Origin of the sequence: Micromonospora sp. NPDC049175 (assembly GCF_043197345.1) — a bacterium.
Classification (GTDB): Bacteria; Actinomycetota; Actinomycetes; order Mycobacteriales; family Micromonosporaceae; genus Micromonospora.
This window is the reverse complement of sequence record NZ_JBICSY010000001.1, coordinates 578,991-599,977: the sequence shown is the minus strand read 5'-3', so window position 1 is coordinate 599,977 and position 20,987 is coordinate 578,991. Positions and strand designations below refer to the sequence as shown.

The 20,987-nt window shown below is 70.3% G+C and carries 19 protein-coding genes; 8 read left to right on the top strand and 11 right to left on the bottom strand.

Features of this window, described 5'->3' with window-relative positions; translation table 11 throughout:
- Positions 1-33 precede the first annotated feature (33 nt).
- Positions 34-966, bottom strand: coding sequence for an NADP-dependent oxidoreductase (locus ACGFH8_RS02400; protein ID WP_393362216.1), 933 nt, complete (start codon positions 964-966; stop codon positions 34-36).
- Between the two features lie 279 nt (positions 967-1,245).
- Between ACGFH8_RS02400 and ACGFH8_RS02395 the strand changes: the two genes are divergently transcribed.
- Entirely contained in the window at positions 1,246-1,869 is a 624-nt protein-coding gene (locus tag ACGFH8_RS02395) for a TetR/AcrR family transcriptional regulator (protein ID WP_393362214.1), read from the top strand.
- A gap of 42 nt (positions 1,870-1,911) precedes the next feature.
- Here ACGFH8_RS02395 and ACGFH8_RS02390 read toward each other — a convergent pair whose 3' ends face one another.
- From ACGFH8_RS02390 to ACGFH8_RS02365, 6 genes are all read right to left on the bottom strand, one after another.
- Entirely contained in the window at positions 1,912-3,303 is a 1,392-nt protein-coding gene (locus ACGFH8_RS02390) for a nitrate/nitrite transporter (RefSeq protein ID WP_393362211.1), read from the bottom strand.
- Between the two features lie 53 nt (positions 3,304-3,356).
- Entirely contained in the window at positions 3,357-3,686 is a 330-nt protein-coding gene (locus ACGFH8_RS02385) for a Rieske (2Fe-2S) protein (protein ID WP_393362208.1), read from the bottom strand.
- Positions 3,686-6,202, bottom strand: a complete 2,517-nt coding sequence (gene nirB / locus ACGFH8_RS02380; RefSeq protein ID WP_393362205.1) for a nitrite reductase large subunit NirB — start codon at positions 6,200-6,202, stop codon at positions 3,686-3,688. Before nirB ends, ACGFH8_RS02385 begins: the two co-directional genes overlap by 1 nt.
- The gene (locus tag ACGFH8_RS02375) at positions 6,202-6,549 is read right to left on the bottom strand and encodes a hypothetical protein (RefSeq protein ID WP_007462233.1); all 348 of its coding nucleotides are present in this window, start codon (positions 6,547-6,549) and stop codon (positions 6,202-6,204) included. The genes nirB and ACGFH8_RS02375 overlap by 1 nt, the downstream gene beginning before the upstream one ends.
- Positions 6,550-6,565: 16 nt before the next feature.
- Positions 6,566-8,692, bottom strand: a complete 2,127-nt coding sequence (locus ACGFH8_RS02370) for a molybdopterin oxidoreductase family protein (protein ID WP_393364431.1) — start codon at positions 8,690-8,692, stop codon at positions 6,566-6,568.
- A gap of 138 nt (positions 8,693-8,830) precedes the next feature.
- Positions 8,831-11,041 carry a hypothetical protein gene (locus ACGFH8_RS02365; RefSeq protein ID WP_393362202.1) on the bottom strand — a complete coding sequence of 737 codons (2,211 nt, stop codon included), beginning with the start codon at positions 11,039-11,041 and terminating at the stop codon, positions 8,831-8,833.
- Positions 11,042-11,301: 260 nt separating this feature from the next.
- Between ACGFH8_RS02365 and ACGFH8_RS02360 the strand changes: the two genes are divergently transcribed.
- A complete protein-coding gene (locus tag ACGFH8_RS02360) occupies positions 11,302-12,504 on the top strand; it encodes a low temperature requirement protein A (RefSeq protein WP_393362199.1) in 1,203 nt (400 codons plus the stop codon).
- Between the two features lie 22 nt (positions 12,505-12,526).
- Here the strand turns inward: ACGFH8_RS02360 and ACGFH8_RS02355 are convergent, their stop codons facing one another.
- From ACGFH8_RS02355 to ACGFH8_RS02345, 3 genes are read right to left on the bottom strand one after another with little or no spacing between them, the layout of a single operon-like run.
- Entirely contained in the window at positions 12,527-13,207 is a 681-nt protein-coding gene (locus ACGFH8_RS02355; protein ID WP_393362196.1) for a GPP34 family phosphoprotein, read from the bottom strand.
- The gene (locus tag ACGFH8_RS02350) at positions 13,204-13,923 is read right to left on the bottom strand and encodes an ABC transporter permease (RefSeq protein ID WP_393362193.1); all 720 of its coding nucleotides are present in this window, start codon (positions 13,921-13,923) and stop codon (positions 13,204-13,206) included. Before ACGFH8_RS02350 ends, ACGFH8_RS02355 begins: the two co-directional genes overlap by 4 nt.
- A 27-nt stretch (positions 13,924-13,950) precedes the next feature.
- Positions 13,951-14,832: an ABC transporter ATP-binding protein gene (locus ACGFH8_RS02345; RefSeq protein ID WP_393362190.1), complete on the bottom strand. Its 882-nt coding sequence runs from the start codon at positions 14,830-14,832 to the stop codon at positions 13,951-13,953.
- A gap of 107 nt (positions 14,833-14,939) precedes the next feature.
- Between ACGFH8_RS02345 and ACGFH8_RS02340 the strand changes: the two genes are divergently transcribed.
- The 5 genes from ACGFH8_RS02340 (at position 14,940) to gap (ending at position 18,405) form a co-directional block, all read left to right on the top strand.
- Entirely contained in the window at positions 14,940-15,695 is a 756-nt protein-coding gene (locus tag ACGFH8_RS02340; RefSeq protein WP_393362187.1) for a histidine kinase, read from the top strand.
- Between the two features lie 72 nt (positions 15,696-15,767).
- The gene (locus ACGFH8_RS02335) at positions 15,768-16,082 is read left to right on the top strand and encodes a hypothetical protein (protein ID WP_393362185.1); all 315 of its coding nucleotides are present in this window, start codon (positions 15,768-15,770) and stop codon (positions 16,080-16,082) included.
- Positions 16,079-16,681: a DNA-binding response regulator gene (locus ACGFH8_RS02330; RefSeq protein WP_393362182.1), complete on the top strand. Its 603-nt coding sequence runs from the start codon at positions 16,079-16,081 to the stop codon at positions 16,679-16,681. The genes ACGFH8_RS02335 and ACGFH8_RS02330 overlap by 4 nt, the downstream gene beginning before the upstream one ends.
- Before the next feature lie 120 nt (positions 16,682-16,801).
- On the top strand, positions 16,802-17,398 hold the full coding sequence (locus tag ACGFH8_RS02325) for a TetR/AcrR family transcriptional regulator (protein ID WP_393362180.1): 597 nt from the start codon (positions 16,802-16,804) through the stop codon (positions 17,396-17,398).
- Complete coding sequence (gene gap / locus ACGFH8_RS02320; protein WP_393362177.1) at positions 17,395-18,405, top strand: type I glyceraldehyde-3-phosphate dehydrogenase; 1,011 nt, start codon at positions 17,395-17,397, stop codon at positions 18,403-18,405. Before ACGFH8_RS02325 ends, gap begins: the two co-directional genes overlap by 4 nt.
- A gap of 102 nt (positions 18,406-18,507) precedes the next feature.
- On the opposite strand, the gene ACGFH8_RS02315 is transcribed toward gap, so the two are convergent.
- Complete coding sequence (locus ACGFH8_RS02315; protein ID WP_393362174.1) at positions 18,508-19,926, bottom strand: MFS transporter; 1,419 nt, start codon at positions 19,924-19,926, stop codon at positions 18,508-18,510.
- Between the two features lie 85 nt (positions 19,927-20,011).
- Between ACGFH8_RS02315 and ACGFH8_RS02310 the strand changes: the two genes are divergently transcribed.
- Complete coding sequence (locus ACGFH8_RS02310) at positions 20,012-20,977, top strand: Lrp/AsnC family transcriptional regulator (RefSeq protein ID WP_393362171.1); 966 nt, start codon at positions 20,012-20,014, stop codon at positions 20,975-20,977.
- The last annotated feature ends 10 nt before the right edge of the window (positions 20,978-20,987 follow it).

Genomic DNA, 20,987 nt, shown 5'->3' with positions numbered 1-20,987 from the left:
ACCTCGCCTCTCGGGCGTCGTGGTGGGAGACGGTCAGAAGGTGATGACGACCTTGCCGCGGGTGTGCTTGCCGGCGAACTCGGCGACCGCACGCTGCGCCTCGGTAAAGGGGAAGCGGGCGCTCACCTCGACCCGCAGCCGACCCGACGCTGTCGCCTCGACGATCCGCTGCAGCAGGCCGTCGGTGGCCTCGATGTGGGCGTACGAGGCGCGCACCTCGCGGTCGAAGACCGGCGGACCGCCGGCCGGAGAGATGAGCAGCCCGCCGGGCTTGACGGCGGCTGCGGTTGCGGCCAGCGCGGGACCGGCATTGATCAGGTCGACGGCGACGTCGACGCCGCCGGGAACGTGGCGCAGCGCCTCCTCGGTCGTGTCGCCGGAGGTGTAGTCGACGGTCGCCGCGGCACCAAGGCCACGCATGTGGTCGGCGTCCGACGGCGGCGCGGTCGCCACCACGCGGACGCCGGCCTGGGCGGCGAGCTGCACCACGAACGAGCCGACACCCCCGGTCGCGCCGACCACCAGTAGCGAGTCACCGCTGTTCAGCCCGGCCTGCTCGACAATGCCGGCCGCGGTCATCGCGGCCACCGGCAGAGCAGCGGCGTCCACCGGGTCCAGCGTCTCCGGCCGGGCCACCACCTCGGGACCGTCCAGCGCCAGCGTGTACTCCGCGACCGCGCCGGCGACCGGGTGGGTGAACGCCACCACCTCGTCACCGGGGGTGAATCGGGTGACGCCCTCGCCGACCGCTTCGACTGTGCCGGCCGCGTCCAGACCCAGCACGAAGGGATGCAACACCGGCATCATCTCGCGCAGCACTCCGGTGGCGAGCTTGACGTCGAGCGGGTTGAGCGCTGCCGCCCGCAGCTTGATCAGGATCTGGCCCGGCCCGGGCGCCGGCTTGGCCAACTCGGCGATGGTGAGCTGGTCGATCGGGCCGTACGAGGGTGCGACGAGTGCCTTCATGGTGACGAGCCTTTCTGCGGTTCCGAGCCGACCATCCGGGCCGGCCCGTGCGGAGAGAGGTAACGGGACCCGTCGCGAAAGACGAGATAAGTGGAATCTGTTCCACTTAATCGGAAGGCTATCCGGAAAGGTTTCCGATTGCAACGGTTGCGGCACCGCTGGCCCCGACCCGGTGAAGGGCTGCGTACACTGCCGCGACAGCGCAGGTCACGGCAGAATGGGCGGAAGGGCGCAACCGGCTGCCGGACATGTGGCCGGGGGAGAGAGGACCGTCGGGTGGTGGGAGAGCCGGAGGCGTCATCGACGCCGGCCCCCGCGACACTGTCGATCGCGGGACAACCGGGAATCGAACGAGCCGACGCCGCCCGTAACCGCCGCAAGATGCTCGACGCCGCCGCGCGCATCGTCGCCACCGAGGGCGTCAAGGCGCTGGCCCTCGACGAGGTGGCGCGGGCCGCGGGAGTGGGCACCGGCACCGCCTACCGGCGCTTCGGCGACCGCGCCGGGCTGATCTTCGCGCTGCTCGACGAGGAGGAGGCCGTTTTCCAGGCTGCCTTCCTGCAGGGCCCGCCGCCGCTGGGCCCCGGCGCGCCGGCGGCGGAGCGGATCCGCGCCTTCCTGCATGCCCTGGTGGACCGGGTGGAGGCGCAGCTGGAAATGTTGCTGGTCACCGAGGCCAGCTCGCCGGTGGCGCGATATCGCAGCGGGCCGTACATGATCTACCACACCCACCTGGCCAGTCTGCTCGGCGAGGCACGCCCCGACGTCGACCCGCACTACGTCGCGGCCGCGCTGCTCGCGCCGGTTTCGGCCACCCTGATCAGTTACCAGCTGCGCGAGCGCGGCCTCGGCACCGACGCGCTCAAGAGCGGTCTCGACGACCTGCTGCGCCTCAACCTCTGATCTCACCATCCACGGTGGCGCGACGAGTGTGAGCCGCGGCGGTCAGACTCCCGCAAGTCTCCTGGGCGACGGGCGCAGGTACACGTACCAGGTGATGACGAAGCAGATCGCGTAGAAGGCGATGAAGGCGACGTAGGCCGCGTCCGCGGTCTGGTAGGCCAGGAACGACTGCCGGAACGCAAGATTGACGAGGACTCCGCCGAACGCGCCGATGGCGCCGGCGACGCCGATGAGCGCGCCGGAGAGGCGCCGGGCCTCGTGCTCCGCCGCCCGGTCATGCGAGTCGGCCGCGCCGCCGGCGGTCACCCGCACACCACACCTGGCCCGGAAGATCGCCGGGATCATCTTGTACGTCGAGCCGTTGCCGATGCCGCTGAACACGAACAGCGCGATGAAGCCGACCAGGTACAACGGCAGCGAACGGTGCTGGGAGGCCAGCAGGACGATCGACGCGCCGGCCGCCATCGCCACGAAGTTCACGAAGGTGACCCGAGCCCCGCCGAGCCGGTCGGCCAGGACACCGCCAACGGGACGGATGAGCGAGCCGAGCAGCGGTCCGAGAAACGTCAGGTACGCGGCCTTCACCGGGGTGTCGAAGGTGTCGGCGAACTGCACCTGAAGCACCTGGCCGAAGGCGAACCCGAAGCCGATGAACGACCCGAACGTGCCGATGTAGAGCAGGGACATGATCCAGGTGTGCGGTTCGCGGGTGACGTCACGCATGGCCCGCTTCTCGTTGCGGGCATGGCTGAGGTTGTCCATGAACAACGCGGAACAGAGTGCGGCCAGCACGATCGCCGGCAGGTAGATGCCGGCGACGATTCCGGGACTGGCCGACCCCAGGACTACCAGCACGAACAGGCCGACGAGCTGGACCGCGGCGACGCCGAGGTTGCCACCGCCAGCGTTGATGCCGAGCGCCCAGCCCTTGAGCCGGTCGGGGTAGTACGCGTTGATGTTCGCCATCGAGGAGGCGAAGTTCCCGCCGCCGACGCCGGCCAGCGCGGCGATGAGCACAAGCGTCGCGTACGAGACGCCGGGCCGGATCAGGAAGGCGCCGAGCAGACTCGGGACCAGCAGCAGCGACGCGCTGATGATCGTCCAGTTGCGGCCGCCGAACCGGGCCACGGCAAGGGTGTACGGGATCCGCAGCACCGACCCGACAAGCGCGGGCACGGCGGTGAGCAGGAATTTCCCGGCCGGATCGATGCCGTACTGCGGCCCGAGGAACAGCACCAGCACCGACCACATCGTCCAGATGGAGAAGCCGATGTGCTCGGAGTAGATGGAGAAGATCAGGTTGCGTCGGGCAATGCGGGATCCCCGGCGTTCCCAGAAGATGGGGTCCTCGGGCCGCCAGTCGTCGATCCAGTGCCCGCGAAGGGTCAGGCTGCGCCGGTCCTGCTCGATGCTGCCGGAAACGGCCGTGGTCATGGTTCCTCCCAGGTGAGTCCTCGGTCCGCTCGACACCGTGCGTGGTTCGCTCCTCAGGCCGGCGGCAGACCCACCACCAGGCGTCCGTCGGCGTCGGCACGGACCGGGTACACGGCGAGTGGGGGCTGTCCGGTGGTCGAACGGCCGGTCGCCAACTCGAAGGTGTTCTGGTGCAGGGGGCAGACGACGACAGTCATGTCCACCAAGCCGTCCGCGAGCGGCCCGCCGGCGTGCGGACAGACCGCCGACACCGCGCGCAGGCTGCCGTCACGCAGCCGGAAGATGGCGATCATGTCGTCGCCCACGGCGTAGGCGCGCCCCTCCCCGAGGGGGATCTCGTCGACCGGCCCCAGCCGGTGTTCCACGGCGATGAGCCGGGCCATCACGCCCGCCTCGGGGAGGCCGGAGGAACCGGTACGGCTTCGCGGACCGGCACCTGGGGCAGGACCGTCAATGGCAGGGAGGTGCGGAACTGCCCCGGAGTGACCGGGTCGCGCCGTTCCAGCCACGGGTCCCGGTACGCGGCCACGGAGGCGGCCATGGCCGCGTCGAGCCGCTGCGCGATGCCGTCGCTGTCGTCGACGACCACCGCCCGGATGTGGTCGATGCCGAGCCGGGGCACCCACGCGTACGTGCGTTCCAACCAGTTCGCGCTCTCCCGGTAGTACTGCAGGAACCGGCCGGTCAGCGTGATCACCTCGTCGGCCGAGTCGACGACGGCGAGGAGGTCCCCCTTGCGTACGTGGGCGCCGGCGGCCCCGCCGACGTAGATCTCCCACCGGCCGCCGTCGATGGCGACCACACCGAGATCCTTCACGTACGCCTCGGCGCAGTTACGGGGGCAGCCGGTGACGGCGAGCTTCATCTTGCCGGGGCCCTCGATGGCCTTGAACCGGTCCTCGATCGCGATGCCGAGAGCTGTGGAGTCGCCGACGCCGAAGCGGCAGAAGTCGGAGCCGACACAGGTCTTGACCGTCCGGAAGCTCTTGCCGTACGCGTACCCGGACGGCATGTCGAGGTCCGCCCACACCCTCGGCAGGTCTTCCTTGCGGATGCCGAGCAGATCGATGCGCTGGCCGCCGGTGATCTTCACCAGTGGCACCGAGTACTTCTCGGCCACCTCGGCGATCCGCTTGAGCTGCGCCGGTGTGGTCACGCCACCCTTGATCTGGGGGACGACCGAGAAGGTGCCGTCGCGCTGGATGTTGGCGTGCACCCGGTCGTTGATGAAGCGGGCGTCGCGTTCGTCGACGTACTCGTCGCCCCACATCATCCGCAGTAGCGAGGCCAGGCCCATCTTGCTCTTCGCGTCCTCCTCGCCGCCGGGCACGAGGGTGGCGAACACCGCGGAGACGGATTTCAGGCCGTGTTCCCGGATCACCGCCATCAGCTCCGCCTTGGGCATCGGCACACCGGGGACGTACCAGCTCGCGGCCGGGTCGTCCTCGACCTTGCCGTCGGCGGCCCACTCGACGATCTGGGCGACCAGGCCCTTGCACGACCCGCAGCCCTTGCCGGCACGGGTGGCGTCCATGACACCGGTGAGCGTCTTCACGCCGCCGTGCACGGTGCCGACCAGCGCCCGCTTGGTGACGCCGTTGCAGTTGCACACCTGCACGTCGTCGCCCAGCTCCGCGGCACTCACCTCCGCCGACGGCGCGCCGAGGTCGAACAACATCTCGACCCGCTCCTTCGGCAGGGCCAGCCCACGGTCGAAGGCCTGCATGAGGAACGCGACCTTCCGCACGTCGCCGAGGAGGGTCGCGCCGACGAGCCGGTCGTCGCGGATGACGAGGCTCTTGTAGACGCCCTTGCGCGGCTCGGCGAAGACGATCGTCTCGTCGTCGTCGCGTTCCGCCTCCTTCAGGCCCATCGAGGCGACGTCCACGCCCGCCACCTTGAGCTTCGTGGCCAGCCGAGAGCCGTGGTACGCAGCGTTCGGGTTCGTCCCGGTGATGTGGTCGGCGAGCACTCGCGCCTGCTCCCACAGCGGAGCCACCAGGCCGTACGTCTCGCCGCGGTGCTGGGCGCACTCGCCGACCGAGTAGATGTCGACCTCGTCCTGCACGCGCATCTGGTCGTCGACGACGATGCCCCGCTCCACCGGCAGCCCGCTGGTCGCGGCCATCTCGGCGTTCGCCCGGATGCCGGCGGCCACGACGACGACGTCGCAGGCGATGGTCCGACCGTCTTTGAGCTTGACCCCCGTCACGGCGTGCTTGCCGAGCACCTCGGTGGTGTGCGCGCCGAGGACGACCTCGATGCCGAGTCGCTCGATGCTGCGCCGCAGGATCGCGCCCGCCTGAGCGTCCAGTTGCGCGTTCATCAGGTGGCCGGCGGCGTGCACAAGGGTCACGTGGGCCAGGTGGTTCTGCAGGCCGCGGGCGGCCTCCAGCCCGAGCAGGCCGCCGCCGATCACCACCGCGCGCTCGTGCTCGCGGGCGTACCGGATCATGTTGCGGGTGTCGTCGATGGTGCGGAACGCAAACACTCCCTGGTGGTAGCCGCGCCCAGGGCGGTGGATGCCGGGAATCGGCGGGACGAACGCCCGGCTGCCGGTGGCGATGATCAGCTTGTCGTACGGCGTCTCGGTGCCGTCGTCCGCGTAGATCCGTCGCGCGAAGCGGTCGATGCGGGTGACCCGGGTGCCGGCGTGCAGGGTGATGTCGTTCTCGGCGTACCACGACATGTCGTTGAGGAAGATGCCCGCCTCGTCGTCGACCCCGGAGAGCACGTTGGAGAGCAGGATGCGGTTGTAGTTGCCGTACGGCTCCTCGCCGAACATCGTGATGGCGAACTGGTCGCCCCCGCCGCGTTCGAGGATCTCCTCGACCGTGCGGGCGCCGGCCATCCCGTTGCCCACCACGACGAGGCGCCGGCGCTTGTCGACGGCGTCCATCAGACCTCGACCAGCCCCAGGTCGACGATCACGGTGCCGGACACCCCGGCGGGCGCCGCCACGTGCACCTCGAGACCGGTGCCGGAGTCGAGGTCCTCGACCACCCGCAGCGGCACGTGGACGTCGGACTTGGCGCCGATCGGGAAGTAGCGCATCGGCTGGCCGTCGCGCATGAGCAGGACACAGATCAGCTCGTCACTGGCATTGCCGCCCCGGAAGTAGACCGGCTGGGCGACGACACCGCCCGGCACCACGTAGCTGAGCGTGCCGTCGACGAGGCCGGGCCGGTCGAGGCCCTTGCCCTCGAAGCTGTAGACGCCTTGCAAGAAACGGGGAGTGGTGTGCACAGCGACGCTCCCTTGCTCACAGAGATGCTGGATTGGGCGGTGGGTTGGTCAACAGGTCGGTGTCGTCCGGGCCGCCCGCGCGCGCGATCGACACCGCGCAGGCCTTGAAGGCAGGCATCCGCGAATGGCGGTCCAGCGTCGGGTCGGTCAGCGCGTTCACGGCGGAGCTGCCGGCCCAGTGGAACGGTGCGAAGATGGTGTCGCGGCGGATGCCGTTGGTGAGACGCGCCCGAAAGAGCGCCCGCCCGCGTCGGCTGCGCAGCTCCACCACGTCGTTGTCGGCGATGCCGTGCCGGCGGGCGAGGTCCGGGTGCAACTCCGCCCGGGCGTCGGGCAGCGCCATGGTCAGGGCGCCGACCCGGCGGGTCTGGTTGCCGCTCTGGTACTGCTGCATGTTGCGGCCGGTGGTCAGCACGTACGGATAGTCGGCGTCGGGCAGTTCCGCCGGATCCCGGTGCTCCACCCGGAAGAACGTCGCCCGCCCGTCGGCGGTGGGGAACCGGTCGATGAACAGCCGTGGCGTACCGGGATGGTCCTCGCTCGGACACGGCCAGAAGACCCCCTGCTCCGCCTCGATGCGCTCGTACGTGATTCCGGCGTAGTCGGCGGTCCCGCCGGCGCTGGCCCGCCGCAACTCGTCGAAGACGCGGCGCGGATCGTCGTCGAAGTACTGGCCGCGCCCGAGCCGGCCGGCGAGGTCGGCGAGCATCCGCAGGTCGGTGCGGACCTGCGGCGGTGGCGACAGGGCCCGCTTACGGCGGATGACGCGTCCCTCCAGATTCGTCATCGTGCCGTCCTCCTCCGCCCACTGGGCCGTGGGCAGCACCACGTCGGCCACGGCTGCGGTCTCGGAGAGGAAGATGTCGGAGACGACAAGCAGGTCCAGCGCCCGCAGCCGGTCCATCACCCGGTTGGCGTGTGGGGCCGACACGGCGATGTTGCTGGCGAGCACGAGCAGCACGCGTACTCCGTCGTCGGTCCCGAGCCGGTCGAGCATCTCCCAGGCCGACCGGCCCGGCCGGGGCAGCTCGTCCGGGTCGATGCCCCAGACGGCCGCGACGTGCGCGCGCGCCGCGGGGTCGTCCAGGCGCCGGTAGCCGGGCAGTTGGTCGGCTTTCTGCCCGTGCTCGCGGCCACCCTGCCCGTTGCCCTGCCCGGTGATCGTGCCGTAGCCGGAGAAGGGCCGTCCGGGCAGGCCCAGGGCGAGGGCCAGATTGAGGTACGCCTGCGCGGTGTCCGTGCCGTTGCTGTGCTGCTCGGCGCCGCGAGCGGTGAGCACCATCGCCGACGTCGCGGTCGCCAGCAGCCGTACCGTCTCCCGCAGGTCCCGTTCCGGCACGCCGGTCATCCGCTCCACCCGGTCCGGCCAGTACGCCGCGACGGTGGCCCGGACCGCGTCGAAGCCGCTCGTGCGGTCGCGCACGTACGTCTCGTCGACCAGGCCCTCGCGGATCGCGACGTGCAGCATTCCGTTGGCCAGTGCGAGATCCGTGCCCGGCAGTGGCTGCAGGTGGAGGTGAGCGCCCCCCGCGGTGGTCGTACGGCGGGGGTCGACGACGACGTGCCGCGCGCCGGCGGCCCGTCCGGCGTCGAAGTACTGCATGGAGGGCGGCAACGCGTCGGCCGGATTCGCGCCGACCAGCAGCACGGCCTGCGCCTGGGCGATGTCGGCCAGGGGGAACGGCAGCCCACGGTCGATCCCGAGGGAGCGGTTCGAGGCGGTCGCCGCGGACGACATGCAGAACCGGCCGTTGTAGTCGATCGACGCCGACCGCAGCGCCACCCGGACGAACTTGCCCAGCGCGTACGCCTTCTCGTTCGTCAGCCCGCCACCACCGAAGGCCCCGACGCTGTCCGGGCCGTACCGGTGTTGGCTGGTACGGATGGCGTCGACGATACGGTCGAGGGCCTCGTCCCAGCCTGCCTGTCGCAACGGGCTGGTGCGGTCGGCGGGATCCTTGCGGACGAGCGGGCTCAGCAGCCGGTCACCGTGGTCGAGAAGGTCGGCGGCAGTCCATCCCTTGGCGCACAGACCGCCCCTGTTGACCGGGAACTCGGTGGGCGCCAGCTGAGGCGGCCCGTTGCCGATCGTCAGGGATATCCCGCACTGCATGGCGCAGTAGGGACAGTGCGTATCGATCATGGACGATGCGCTCACCCGTCCGATGCTTGCCGGGCACTGTTTCCGATCCATACCAAGGTCGTAACGCTCTGCGACCCTCGGGCCGCGTACGGAGGGCTGGGGTGGACGACGCGCGGGAGCCCGCCCGCCACTGCTCGCTCAGCGAAGGTGGTCGGCGAGCTCACGCACCGCCTCGTCGAACGCCTTGTCGGATTCGCAGGGGCTGTGTCCCTTGATCGGCGGCGGAAAGATGTCGCCGGCCGGAGCGGTGACGCCGCGCGGGTCGCGAAGCCGTCGGTCCACCGTCGCATTCTTCGCGGATGCGGCGGGCACCTCGTCGGGTCGTTGCGGTGGAAGGACGCGGCCGCCGATGGGATCGGTGTCCCGCCACAGGTTCACCCACCGCCAGTCGACCCGGTCGGCGATCTCGTGGATCACCTCGTCGTTGAGGTACGCGGGAAACAGCCGGGCGTACAGCCGTCGCAGCGGCGAGCCGTGGGTCAGCAGGGCGATCCGGTCGGTGATCCGTGGTGGCAGTTGGAGCACTGTCGCGGCGATCAGGACGGAGCCGTGGCTGTGTCCGGTGAGCACCACCGTGTTGCCGGAGTCGACGAGGTGGGTGATCCGGCAGGTCAGTTCGGGAACGGCCCGTTCGGCGTAGCACGGCGGCGCGAACGGGTGGGCGGCTCGGGGCCAGAAGGTGCCCAGGTCCCACAGCACGCCCACGTACCTGCGGAATCCAGGGGTGCGGTAGGCGAAGATCCCGCCGATGACCAGGCCGACGATGATCGCGGCGATCAGGTAGCTGCCGACACCGATGCCGAAGTCGACGAAGCTGGCCGGCAACCCCACGTAGCGCTGGATCAACTCGCCCGGTGGCGTCGGCAGCAGGGCGAGCGCGACCATCGTCATGCCGATTCCGGCAAGGCAGGCGTAGAGCACCGCGAGCGGCACCAGTCTCTCGGTGAACCGCGCATGGGCGATGCTCCTGCGCACCTGCCGCAGCCGTGGGGTGGCATCGGCCGGCGCGTCCGGGAAGTCACGAGCGAGGATTGCCGACGCGGCACGGATCCGTCCCGGTCGTGACGCCAGCGAATCCAGGCCGGCGACGGCCAGCGTCACCAGCACCGCCAGTGAGAAACCGAAGATCGCCCAGACGCAGGCACGTGGTGGGCTGGTGATCAGCGCCTCCGCGGTCGGTGCGCCCCGGTTCAGGACGTCGGACACGCGGTAGGCCAGTTCGGCGGAGAACGTCAGTGCCAGACTGATCGCGGCGACGGAGGCCGCCAGGGCGCCGAACCCGAGCGAGGGCGCTCCATCCCGCTGTCGGTCCCGGTGCCAGAACAGCGCCGCCCCCAGGGCGGCCAGCAGCACCGCCTGACCGATGAACAGCCCGACAACCGTCAGGTTGTAGCCGGGTAGCCCGTTCCGCTCCGGCCAGGAGGCGGAACTGGTCAGGACGTGGATCCAGACCAGCACGGTCAGCGCGAGGGCGACCGTACACAGGGCGCTGACCAACCGGTCGAGCCGCCACTCCGTGGGCGCGCTCAGCGGTGGAGTGCAGAGCAGCACCGCACACGTGATCAGCAGAAGCCCGGCAGCCGCCGTCAGCGCGACGGTGCCGGTCGACAAACCCTGTGCGGCTCGGGCGCCGAGCAGGCTGAGATCCAGCGTGGCGAACGCCGCCGCGACGTGAATCGAGCGCAGTCGGCCGACCAGCGGGTCGTTGTCCCACCGACCGACGGCGGTGAGCCGGTGCGCCGCGAGAGGCTGGCCGGCCGCGCGGAAGACGTGGAAGGGGAGCGCCGGCCGCGCGCTGAGCCCCCACACCAGGCTGATGGCCGCGACTGGCGCAAGCGCGAGCACCGCCAGGCGCAGTCCCGCCGGGCGGCCCCCGAGCCAGGAGAGCCAACTGCGTCCGGCCAGACACTCGGGCGAGGACATGCACTTCCACGCGATCACATCCAGCGCGATCCCCACCATGCTGAGCACGTACATCCCGGTCAGGGTGAGCGCCAACAACCGGCACAGGGCCTTGATCACCGGGTCGGAACCGGCTCTGGCCGGACGCATCCAGATGGCCAGGTTGATCAGCATGAACGGCAACAGGATCACCATCGCCAGCGTTCGTACCGCGTTGCCAGCGGGCAGGTTGTTCCAGCGGTAGGCCTCCAGCGTCACTCCGTCCGCCGCGCCGTCCTCCTGGTTTCCCGGCCGCGGTCGGTAGAAGCCGCCCCGGTGGTCACCCGCCACCTGCTGCGCGTGCGGTCGATCCAGCAGGGCCTCCGGGCCGGTGGCGGACACCCCGTGCACCCGTAGTTCCACGAAGCCGTCAGCCCCGGCGCGTCCGCCCGCCTCTCGCCGATCCATCCGGTAACAGCCCCCTGGCGTGTACGCGGCTGACGCCGACCCGCTCGGCTGATCCGACGGCGCCCGCGTGGCGGACCGCGCGTACCCCACGAAGGGGGAAACAACCCTGAGCTGTGGGCGGGAACGCCCCGCCGTCGGCGCGGAATTGACGACGACAAGCGACGGTATGGCCCGACGGCATTCTTCGGGTATCGACTCGACGGCCTGCCCCGTGTGGTACCAATACCCAGGCACGCGAAGCCGGCAGAAACGGGCGGCCCATGTCGACAAGGGCAGCGGCGCTGCTTCGAAAGCCGGGGCAACCGCAGCGACCCAGTCTGCTGGAACTCTTCTTCGACCTGGTGTTCGTCTTCGCCCTCAATCGGGTCTCACAACGGCTGGTCGAGGAACTCACCGAGCAACGGATCGTCCTTGTCGAGGCCGGCGAGACGCTGCTGTTGCTGCTGGCCTTCATGGTGTTGTGGTTCGTCACGGCGTGGGTCACCGACCTCTACGATCCGCAGCGACCGCAACTCCAGTTGCTTGTCTACACGGCCATGCTCGGCGCGCTGGTGATGGCGGTCGCGGTGCCGCAGGCGTTCGGTGACCGGGGTCTGGCCTTCGCCGGCGCGTACGTCGCGGTCCACATCATTCGTGGGCTGGTCATCGTCCCGCTGCTGCGTGGCCACCCGGCTCAGCGTCGAGCGGCCGGAGTGTTCTTCTGGTTCACGCTGTCGGCCCTGCCGTGGATCGCCGGAGCGATCGCGACGGACCTGGCCCGCAGCCTGTTGTGGACGCTCGCGATCGCCATCGACTGCGCGGCACTGCTGCTGTTCTATCCCGCGCCGTGGTCCCGACCCACCCAACAGCAGTGGCCCGTACTGGCCGAATATCTGTCCGAGCGCTACCGACAATTCTTCATCATCGCTCTCGGCGAACTCATTCTCACAACGGGATCGGCATACAGCGACACGTCGTTTCGGCACAGCGGAGCCGCGGCGGCCTTCGCGGTCGCATTCATCACCACCGTGCTGTTGTTCCGCGTCTACCTCTTCCGGGCGGGCCAGTTGTTGCCCGAAGCCATCAGAGCCTCCGTCGAGCCCGCGCACCTCATCCGGGAGGCTTTCCTGGCGCACGTCCTCATGGTCGCGGGGATCGTCGCCGTCGCCGTCGGATACGAGATCGTGATCGAACATCCGTTCGGGCACACAAACGCGGGGTGGATCCTCGTCGTCCTCGGCGGACCGATGCTCTTCCTGATCGGGCGAGCCCTGGTGGAATACGCCGTATTCGACCGGGTGTCCCACTCGCGGATCATCGGCGCTCTGACGCTTGCCGGCGCCTCGCCGTTCATGATTCTCCTGCCGCCGCTGGCCGTGGCCGTCACCGCCGTCGTCGTCCTCGCCGGCATCGCCGCTTCCGACGCCATCCACGCCAGGGGAAAACCGCCCGAGCGGCCCCATCCGCCCAACCCCAGGCGGTGAGCGGCTGCCGCTGACAGAGGTCCTAGCTTCGAGGAAGCACGGTGCTGGCCGCGATGGCGCTGTTGACGACGGTGGCCGTCACGGTGCGGGTCACGGCTGCCGCCGCGGCGTCGGCGCCCCAGTCGCCCCGCTCGAGTTCCTTGGCACGGCTGATCACCGATGACGTCCACGGGATCTCGCGGTCGAACTGCGGGAGCGTTCCGCTCGCCGAGAGCAGCGCCGTGAGCGCGGCGACCCGGGCTTGCGGCTCCGCACCGTCCACGAGGACCCGCCGAACGTCGGCGAGCACGCGGGCCCGTCGTTCGGTTCTGCCGTCCCGTAGGGCCGTCGTCCGGAACAGGCCGAGCACCTTACGGGCCTCCTGGTCGATGTCGCCTCGTGCGATGAGCCGCTCCAACACCGGCTCGCGCAGGGCGGGACCGATCGCGGCCAGTGCCGTCTGCACCCCCCTCGGTTTCTCGGCGAGGTAGTCCCACGCCGGGCGCAGGAGGTCATCCGACGGTGGGCGACCCGCCACGCTGCTGACCCGTCCTCGGTCCGTGGTGGTCAGGTGCTCGCCGAGGGCGAGGTCCGCGAGGACGGCTCCGCCGAGGACGTAGAAGAGGGTGTTCTCACCCGCGATGGTCCCGGACCTGGGTTGGAACAGAAGCAGTAGGAGATCTTCCACCAGGGTCGGAGTGTGCGAGCGGAGGTCGGTGCTCATCGGCGGGGCTCCCAGCGGAAGAGGCGGGTGGCGAGGGCGACGGCGATGACGACCCAGCCGAGCGTGGGGGCGAGCAGAAGCAGTGATTCGGCCACGGCGACGCCGCCGTTCCAGGCGTTCATCGTCAGTTCGGTGGCGGCGCCGCCGGGCAGCAGCCGCTTGAGCCAGGCGAGGTCCTCGGTGCCGGAGATGCCCACCCAACTGGCCACGGCGATCACCCCGAGGGTGACGGGCAGGGTGGTGACCTGGGCGTGTTCGGGGGAGTTCGTCAGCCCGGCCGTGGCCAGCGCCAGGCCGATCATCATGGCCGCGGTCGCGAGGACCGCCACCACCAGCAGGGCGACGTTCGCCGGTCCGCCGGCGACCACGGCCAGGGCGGTCAGGATCGCGGTCACCTGCACCACGGTCAGGAGGAGTACGGGCAGCAGGAGGCCGGCGAGGATGCCGGCGTCGCCTTCGGCGGTGGAGCGCAGCCGCTTGAGGAAGAGGTTCTGCCGCCGGGACGCCAAGGTGGTGACGGCCGTGGCGTAGAGCCCGAACGCGGCGATCGTGAACATGACGATCGCGGCGATGTAGCCGAGGCTGCCGAGGGCGGCGTAGGTCTCGTGCTGGCGGACGAAGAACGCGCTGACCACTACCGGGATGATGAGGCTGGTGATCAGTACCAGCCGGTTGCGGAAGATCTGGATCAGTTCGCTGGACGCGATGGACAACACGGTGAGGCTCCTGTCGGAAGAACGAGATCAACTGTTGATGGCGCGGAAGACGTCGTCGAGCCGGGTCGGCCCCGCCGCCAGGTCCCGCAGCTCCACGGCGTGGTCCTGCGCCCAGCCGAGCAGGAGGTGCAGGTCCTTCTGCAGCTCGAAGGTCTCGACCACGACCTTCCCGTCCCCGTCGACGGCGGCCCGTACCGGCAGCGTCGGCGTCGGCGCCGCGAGGGAGAAGCGGATGACCGCGGGCAGGGTGCGGGTCAGCTCGGAGACGGTGCCCTCCCGGTGGAGGGCGCCCTCGTGCATCAGCCCGATCCGGTCCGCGCGCTGTTGTGCCTCCTCCAGGTAGTGCGTGGTGAGCACGACGGTCGCACCGTTCTCCCGCAGCCGGTCTACCGTCGTCCAGACGGCGTCGCGGGACTGGATGTCGAGGCCGGTGGTCGGCTCGTCCAGAAAGATCAGCTCCGGGCTGCCGTAGACCGCGGTGGCGAAGTCCAGCCGCCGTTTCTCCCCGCCGGACAGCTGCGACACCTTGCGGCCGGCCCGGCCGGTGAGGTCGACCAGGTCGAGCACCCGGTCGACGTCGTCGGTGCGTCGGGTGAGCCGGCCGACCAGACCGACGGACTCACGGACGGTGAGATCGGGGGAGAACCCGCTCTCCTGGAGCATGACGCCCATCCGGGGACGTACCGCCCGCCGGTCGTCGGGGCTGCGCCCGAAGACGCGTACGGTGCCCGAGGTCGGCGGGCGGTGTCCCTCGACAACTTCCAGCGTCGAGGTCTTCCCGGCTCCGTTGGTGCCCAGCAGTGCGTAGAGCTCTCCGGGCCGTACCTCGAAGGAAAGATCCTTCACGGCGTGGAAGTCGCCGTAGGTGAGGTTCAGCCGTTCGACTTCGATGACGGGTGTGGTGGACATGCACCCATGACAGCGCGGGGACGGCCGACCCGTCAGTGGCACCACGTCATCACCGGATGTGACGTGGTGTCACTGGTCGTGGCCCCGGGCTGCCGGATACTGAGACGGTGACCGCGAGATCGCCGCGCTTCACCGAGTCGACGCAGGGAAGGCTGCGCCGGCTCAACCTCGCCACGGCACTGCCCCCCGTGGTGTTCGCCGCGGTGGTCCTGCTCTACACCGACGCGCAAGCCTGGTGGCACCTCGCCGTCCTCGCGCCCGGGGCCGCGGCGGCCGTGGTGGCCTTCGAACGGTGGACGGCCAACGACCTCGCCCGGGTCGCGCTGCCCTGCCTGGTCGTGGCGGCAGCGGTCTGGCCGCTCGGGGTCCTGGTGACCGGCAGCCCCAACGCCTACTGGGGTGTCTGCGCCGTCGGCTCGCTCGCCCTGCGCGAGGTGCGACGGCACCGGGCCTGGACGATGGCCGGGCTGTTCACCTACGTCGCCGCCGTCGGTACGGCGCGGCTGCTGGTGCAGCGGGACGACATCGGCCACGTCCTGTTGACGTACGTCCTGATCCCGACCGTCCTCACCGTCGTCGTGACGGTCTTCACGGTGGTGGGCGAGCGGTTCTACGACCTCATCCGGGAGCTCGAACAGACCCGGGAACGCGAGGCGGAGCTGGCCGTGGTCCGGGAGCGCGTGCGGTTCGCCAGCGACCTGCACGACATCCAGGGCCACACCCTGCACGTGGTCAAGCTGAAGATCGCCCTGGCCCAGCGACTGCTGCTTCACGACTCCGCTCGGGCGGAGAAGGAACTGCGCGAGACGTACGCGCTGGTCAGTGACACCATCGCGCAGACCAAGGAACTCGCCTACGCGTAACGGCGGCTCAACCTGACCGCGGAGATCGAGAACGCGAAGAACCTGTTCGAGGCCGCCGGCATCCGGGTCCGGGTGACCCGGGAGGCCGAGGTCGATGCCCGCGCCAGCGAACTGCTCGGGCAGGTGCTGCGGGAGACGACCACGAACATCCTGCGGCACGCGCAGGCCACCCACGTGCAGATCACGCTCACCGGCTCGGGCATCACCATCGTCAACGACGGGGCAACCGACACCACGCCCCCCGAACTCAGGGGACTGGCGGCACTGCGGCAACGGGTGGCCGGCGACGGAGGTGAGCTGACAGTGGAACAGCAGCAGGGACGGTTCCGGACAGCGGCGACGTTCCCCGCCGTGCGTGCCGACGCGGAGCGGAGTGACGGCCGATGACCACGATCGTGCTCGCCGACGACGAGGCGCTGCTGCGCACCGCCCTGTCCGCGCTGCTGCCGATGGAGGGCGACATCACTGTGCTGGCCGAGGCCCAGGACGGCCAGGCGGCGATCGACGCCACCCTGCGCCACCGGCCCGACGTGCTGGTCATCGACCTGGAGATGCCGGGCGTGGACGGCCTGGGCGCGGTCGCCGAGATCCGCCGCGAGCGTCCGGAGCAGGTGATCCTCATGCTGACCCGGCACGCCCGCCCCGGCGTGCTGCGCAAGGCGCTGAAGCTGGGCGTCCAGGGATTCGTCAGCAAGTCCGCCGAGCCAGGCCACATCACCTCGGTCATCGCCACGCTGCACGCGGGGAAACGCTGGATCGACCCGGACGTGTCCGCGCTCGCCGTCACCGAGGACTGCCCCCTCACCGATCGTGAGGCCGACGTCCTGCGGGTCACCGGCGAGGGTTACTCGGTCGCCGACATCGCCGCGCGGCTTCACCTCGCCCCGGGCACCGTCCGCAACTACCTCTCCAACGCGATGCGCAAGACCCAGACCCGGACCCGCCACGAAGCGGCCCGCTACGCCCGCGAACACGACTGGCTGTAACCGGCGGTCCGGCCGGGGCTCCTGTCACGACCGGTTGGCCGAGGAGGTCGCGATCGCCACGTGGTGACCGCAGTGGGCGCTCCGGGGTGCGCTGTACATACCAGTAGGTACACTGCGGGAATGGATTCGCGGAAACTCCTTGTCGACACGATGAGCGAGCTCATGTGGGAGCGCGGCTACGCCGACACCAGCCCGCGTGACGTGCGCGAACGCTCGGGTGTCGGCCAGGGGAGCATGTACCACCACTTCCCGTCCAAACGCGACCTGGCGCTCGCCGCGCTGGAGCGCAACGTCGGCGACCTGCTGCCGGCCGTGTCCGAACTGGACGGCCCGGGCGACCCGATGGCCCGCATCGAGGCGTACCTGATGCGCACGCGCGACGCCCTCAAGGGCTGCAAGGTCGGCCGGATGACCCAGGACCCGCAGGTTCGGGAGGACCCGGTGTTACTTGCCCCGGTGGCACGCGCGTTCGCTCAGGTCCACGTCAGCTGGGTCAGGGTGCTTCGGGAAGCCATCGCCGCGGGCGAGCTGCGGGACGACCTCGACCCCGAGCGTCTTGCCCACACCCTGATGGCCGTCCTGCAGGGCGGCTACGTGCTCGCGATCGCTCAGCAGGATCCGGGCCCGTTCGACGACGCCCGCGCCGGCGCACTCGACCTGCTCCGGGCGGCGGCGCCACCCGTACTCACGACACAACAGGAGGAACTGAAGCCATGACGGTACGCATCGGCATCAACGGGTTCGGACGGATCGGGCGCAGCTACCTGCGCGCGGCCCTGGCGAACAACGCCGACGTCGAGGTGGTCGCGGTCAACGACCTCACCGACGCCCGCACGCTGGCTACCCTGCTCGAGTGGGACTCGGTCTCCGGCCACCTCGACGGTGTCGCCTTCGACGGCGACGCGATCGTCGTCCAGGGCACTCGCATGAAGGTTTTCGCGCAGTCCGATCCGGCCGTCATCCCCTGGGGTGAGGTAGGCGCCGATGTCGTCATCGAGTCCACCGGCCACTTCACGGACGGCCTCGCCGCGGCGGCCCACCTCAAGGGTGGCGCGAGGAAGGTCGTCATCTCGGCGCCGGCCAAGGGGGACGTCCCCACGTTCGTGCTCGGGGTCAACGACGACAGGCTCGACCCGGACAGCCACGACGTCTTCTCCAACGGCTCGTGCACCACGAACTCGCTGGCGCCGCTGGCGAAGGTGCTCAACGACTCGTTCGGCGTCGAATCCGGACTGATGACGACGGTCCACGCCTACACGAGCGACCAGCGGCTCCACGACGCCCCGCACTCCGATCTGCGCCGGGCCCGTGCGGCAGCCCTGTCGATCATTCCCACGTCGTCGGGCGCGGCGAAGGCGATCGGCAAGGTCATCCCGGAACTCGACGGCCGTCTCACCGGCTCCGCTCTACGCGTCCCCATCCCGGCGGGGTCGATCACCGACCTCACCGTGGTCCTGCGGCGACGTGCCGATGCCGAGGAGGTCAACGCGGCGTTCCGCGAGGCGGCCAGCTCCCCGCGGCTGCGGCGCTACCTGCAGTACTCCGAGGCGCCGCTGGTCTCGGCGGACATCGTCGGCAACCCGTACTCGTCCATCTTCGACGCGCCGCTGACCGAGACCGTCGGCAACCAGGTGAAGGTGCGCGGCTGGTACGACAACGAGTGGGGGTTCTCCAACCGCCTCGTCGAGTTCTCCGAGCGGATCGCCGGGACAGCGGCGGCCTGACCGTCGCGGATAGTCCACACCTGCCGGGAGGTCGAGGTAGGTGCACATGCCCGGGTGAACGGCGTCACACTCGGTGCGCCGCACACCCGGGGACGAGCACCCTTATCGATGGGCCGAGGGTTCCGCCGGTTCCGGGGCCGGTGCCGCGACCGGCGCGGCGGCGTGCTTGCGGACCAGGACGAGCACCAGGACCCCGCCGGCCAGGGCGGTTCCGGAGGCGATCAGCAGGGTCGCGTTCAGTCCGTCAGCGAACCCGTCCGGCGAGCCGTGCCCGTCGGCGATCCGGTTGGTGAAGACGGTCCCGAAGACCGCGACGCCGAACGCGAGCCCGAGCTGGCGGAACGTGTTGAGCGCCCCGCCGGCCATCCCGCTGCGCTCGCGTGGCACTTCGGCCATCACCGCCGAGGCGTTCGTGGGCAGCACGCAGCCGACGCCGAGACCGGCCACGATCAGTCCGGGGATCAGGGTCGCGCCGGTGCTGTCCGTGTCGATCCTGGCCTGCAGCAGGTTTCCGACGGCGATCAGGAGCAGCCCGAGGCCGACGGTCCAGCGCGGGGCGATCCGCGGCAGGAACCGGCCGGCGGACGCGCCGACGACCAGGGCAGCGGCGGCCATCGGAAGGGCGCCGTACAGGCCGGCGTCGACGGGGCCATCGCCGAGTACCCGCTGCAGCCAGATCATGCTGAACGGCAGGTAGCTGAACGCGGCTGCGTGGGCGAGGAACGCGGCGACGATCAGCACGGTGAACGGCACCCGGCGGAACAGGGTCAGGTCGAGCATCGGGTGGTCCGAGCGGGTTTCGGCGAAGAGAAACAGGACCAGGGCGAGCAGGCCGGCGGCGAACGCGGCCAGGGTTACGCCGTCGGTCCAGCCGGCTTCACCGGCGCGGATCAGACCGTACGTCAGGGCGGCTGCCGCCACGGTGAAGCTGATCGTGCCGGGCAGGTCGAAGCGGCCACCCCACGGCGCCCGGGACTCGCTCACCCCGCGGATCGTGAACCAGACCGCGACCAGGCAGATCGGCAGGTTGATCAGGAACACCGAGCGCCAACTGAAGTGCTCGGTGAGCAGGCCGCCGGCGAGCGGGCCGGCCGCGGCGGCGACGCCGTTGACCGCGCCCCAGATGCCGAACGCGACGCCCCGGTCGTGGCCGTGGTAGGTGAAGTTGAGCAGGGCGGCGGTGCACGCGAACATGGCCGCGCCGCCGAAGCCCTGCAGGATCCGGCCGGCGATCAGGGCCTGCTCGTTCGGGGCGAGCGCGCAGAGCAGCGAGGAGATCGCGAAGATGCCGATGCCGCTCAGGTAGGTGCGGCGGCGGCCGAACCGGTCCGCGAGCGAGCCGGCGCCGAGCACCAGGGCGGCCAGGGACAGGGCGTACCCGTCGATGACCCACTGGAGGTCGGTGTAGTCCGCGTGGAAGTCGTCGGAGATCGCCGGTAGGGCGACGACGACGATGAGGACGTCCACCAGCAGGAGGAAGGTGCCGAGGCAGACGGCGATCAGTGGTGACCATTTGCGCATGCACTGCAGGATGCCGGTCCTCGCACAATTATCCCTAGTCGGAGTCATCATTCCTGCGGATCTCGACGTTCGATAAAATGAGGCGGTGGAAATCGACGATCTGGACCGGCAGGTGACGCACGCCCTGCGGATCAACGGCCGGGCCGGGTACCGGGAGATCGGCACAGTGCTCGGCGTCTCCGACCAGACGGTCGCCCGGCGTTACCGTCGGTTGCGCGCCGAGGCGGGGCTGCGGGTGGTCGGCATGCCCAACCCCATCGAGCTGGGGTACGAGACCTGGTTGATCCGCCTGCGCGCCGCCCCGGACTCGGCGTTGCCGATCGCTGGCGCATTGGCCCGCCGCCCGGATACCGGCTGGGTGTCGATCACCTCGGGTGGTACCGAGATTGTCTGCAACGTGCGGGTGCCGGCCTCGGTCGACCGGGAGACCCTGCTGCTGCAGAAGCTGCCCCGGACCCCGCGGGTGACCTCGGTCAGCGCGCACTGCGTGGTTCACCAGTTCGTCGGCGGGGCGGTCGGCCCGGACCTTCATGACGACGCGCTGACCGCCGAGCAGATCGCCGCGCTGACCCCGGTCTGGGCGGCACCGGGCGGTGGCCGGTCGGCGGCGCACCTCACCTCCACCGACGCGCCGCTGCTGGAGGCGCTCGCCTGGGACGGGCGGCTCAGTTACGCGCAGCTGGCGGCCTCCACCGGCTGGCCGGAGTCGAGCGCCCGCCGCCGGATGCAGGAGCTGTTCGAGTCCGGGTCGCTCTACACCGACGTGGAGGTCGAGCCGGAGCTGTACGGGTTCCGCGCCGCGGTCCTGCTCTGGCTGGCGGTGAGTCCGTCCCGGCTGGCGGCGGTCGGTGCGGCGCTTCGCGAGCACGAGGAGATCGTCTTCGCGGCGGCCACCACCGGGCCGACGAACGTGCAGGCCTTGGTGCTCTGCCGGGACATGCCGGCGTTCTACCGGTACCTGACCGAGAAGCTGAGCTCGCTGGAAGGCGTGGAGCGGGTCGAGTCCGAACCGCTGCTACGAAGCGTCAAACAGCTCGGCACGGTGCGATGACACTTGGTGT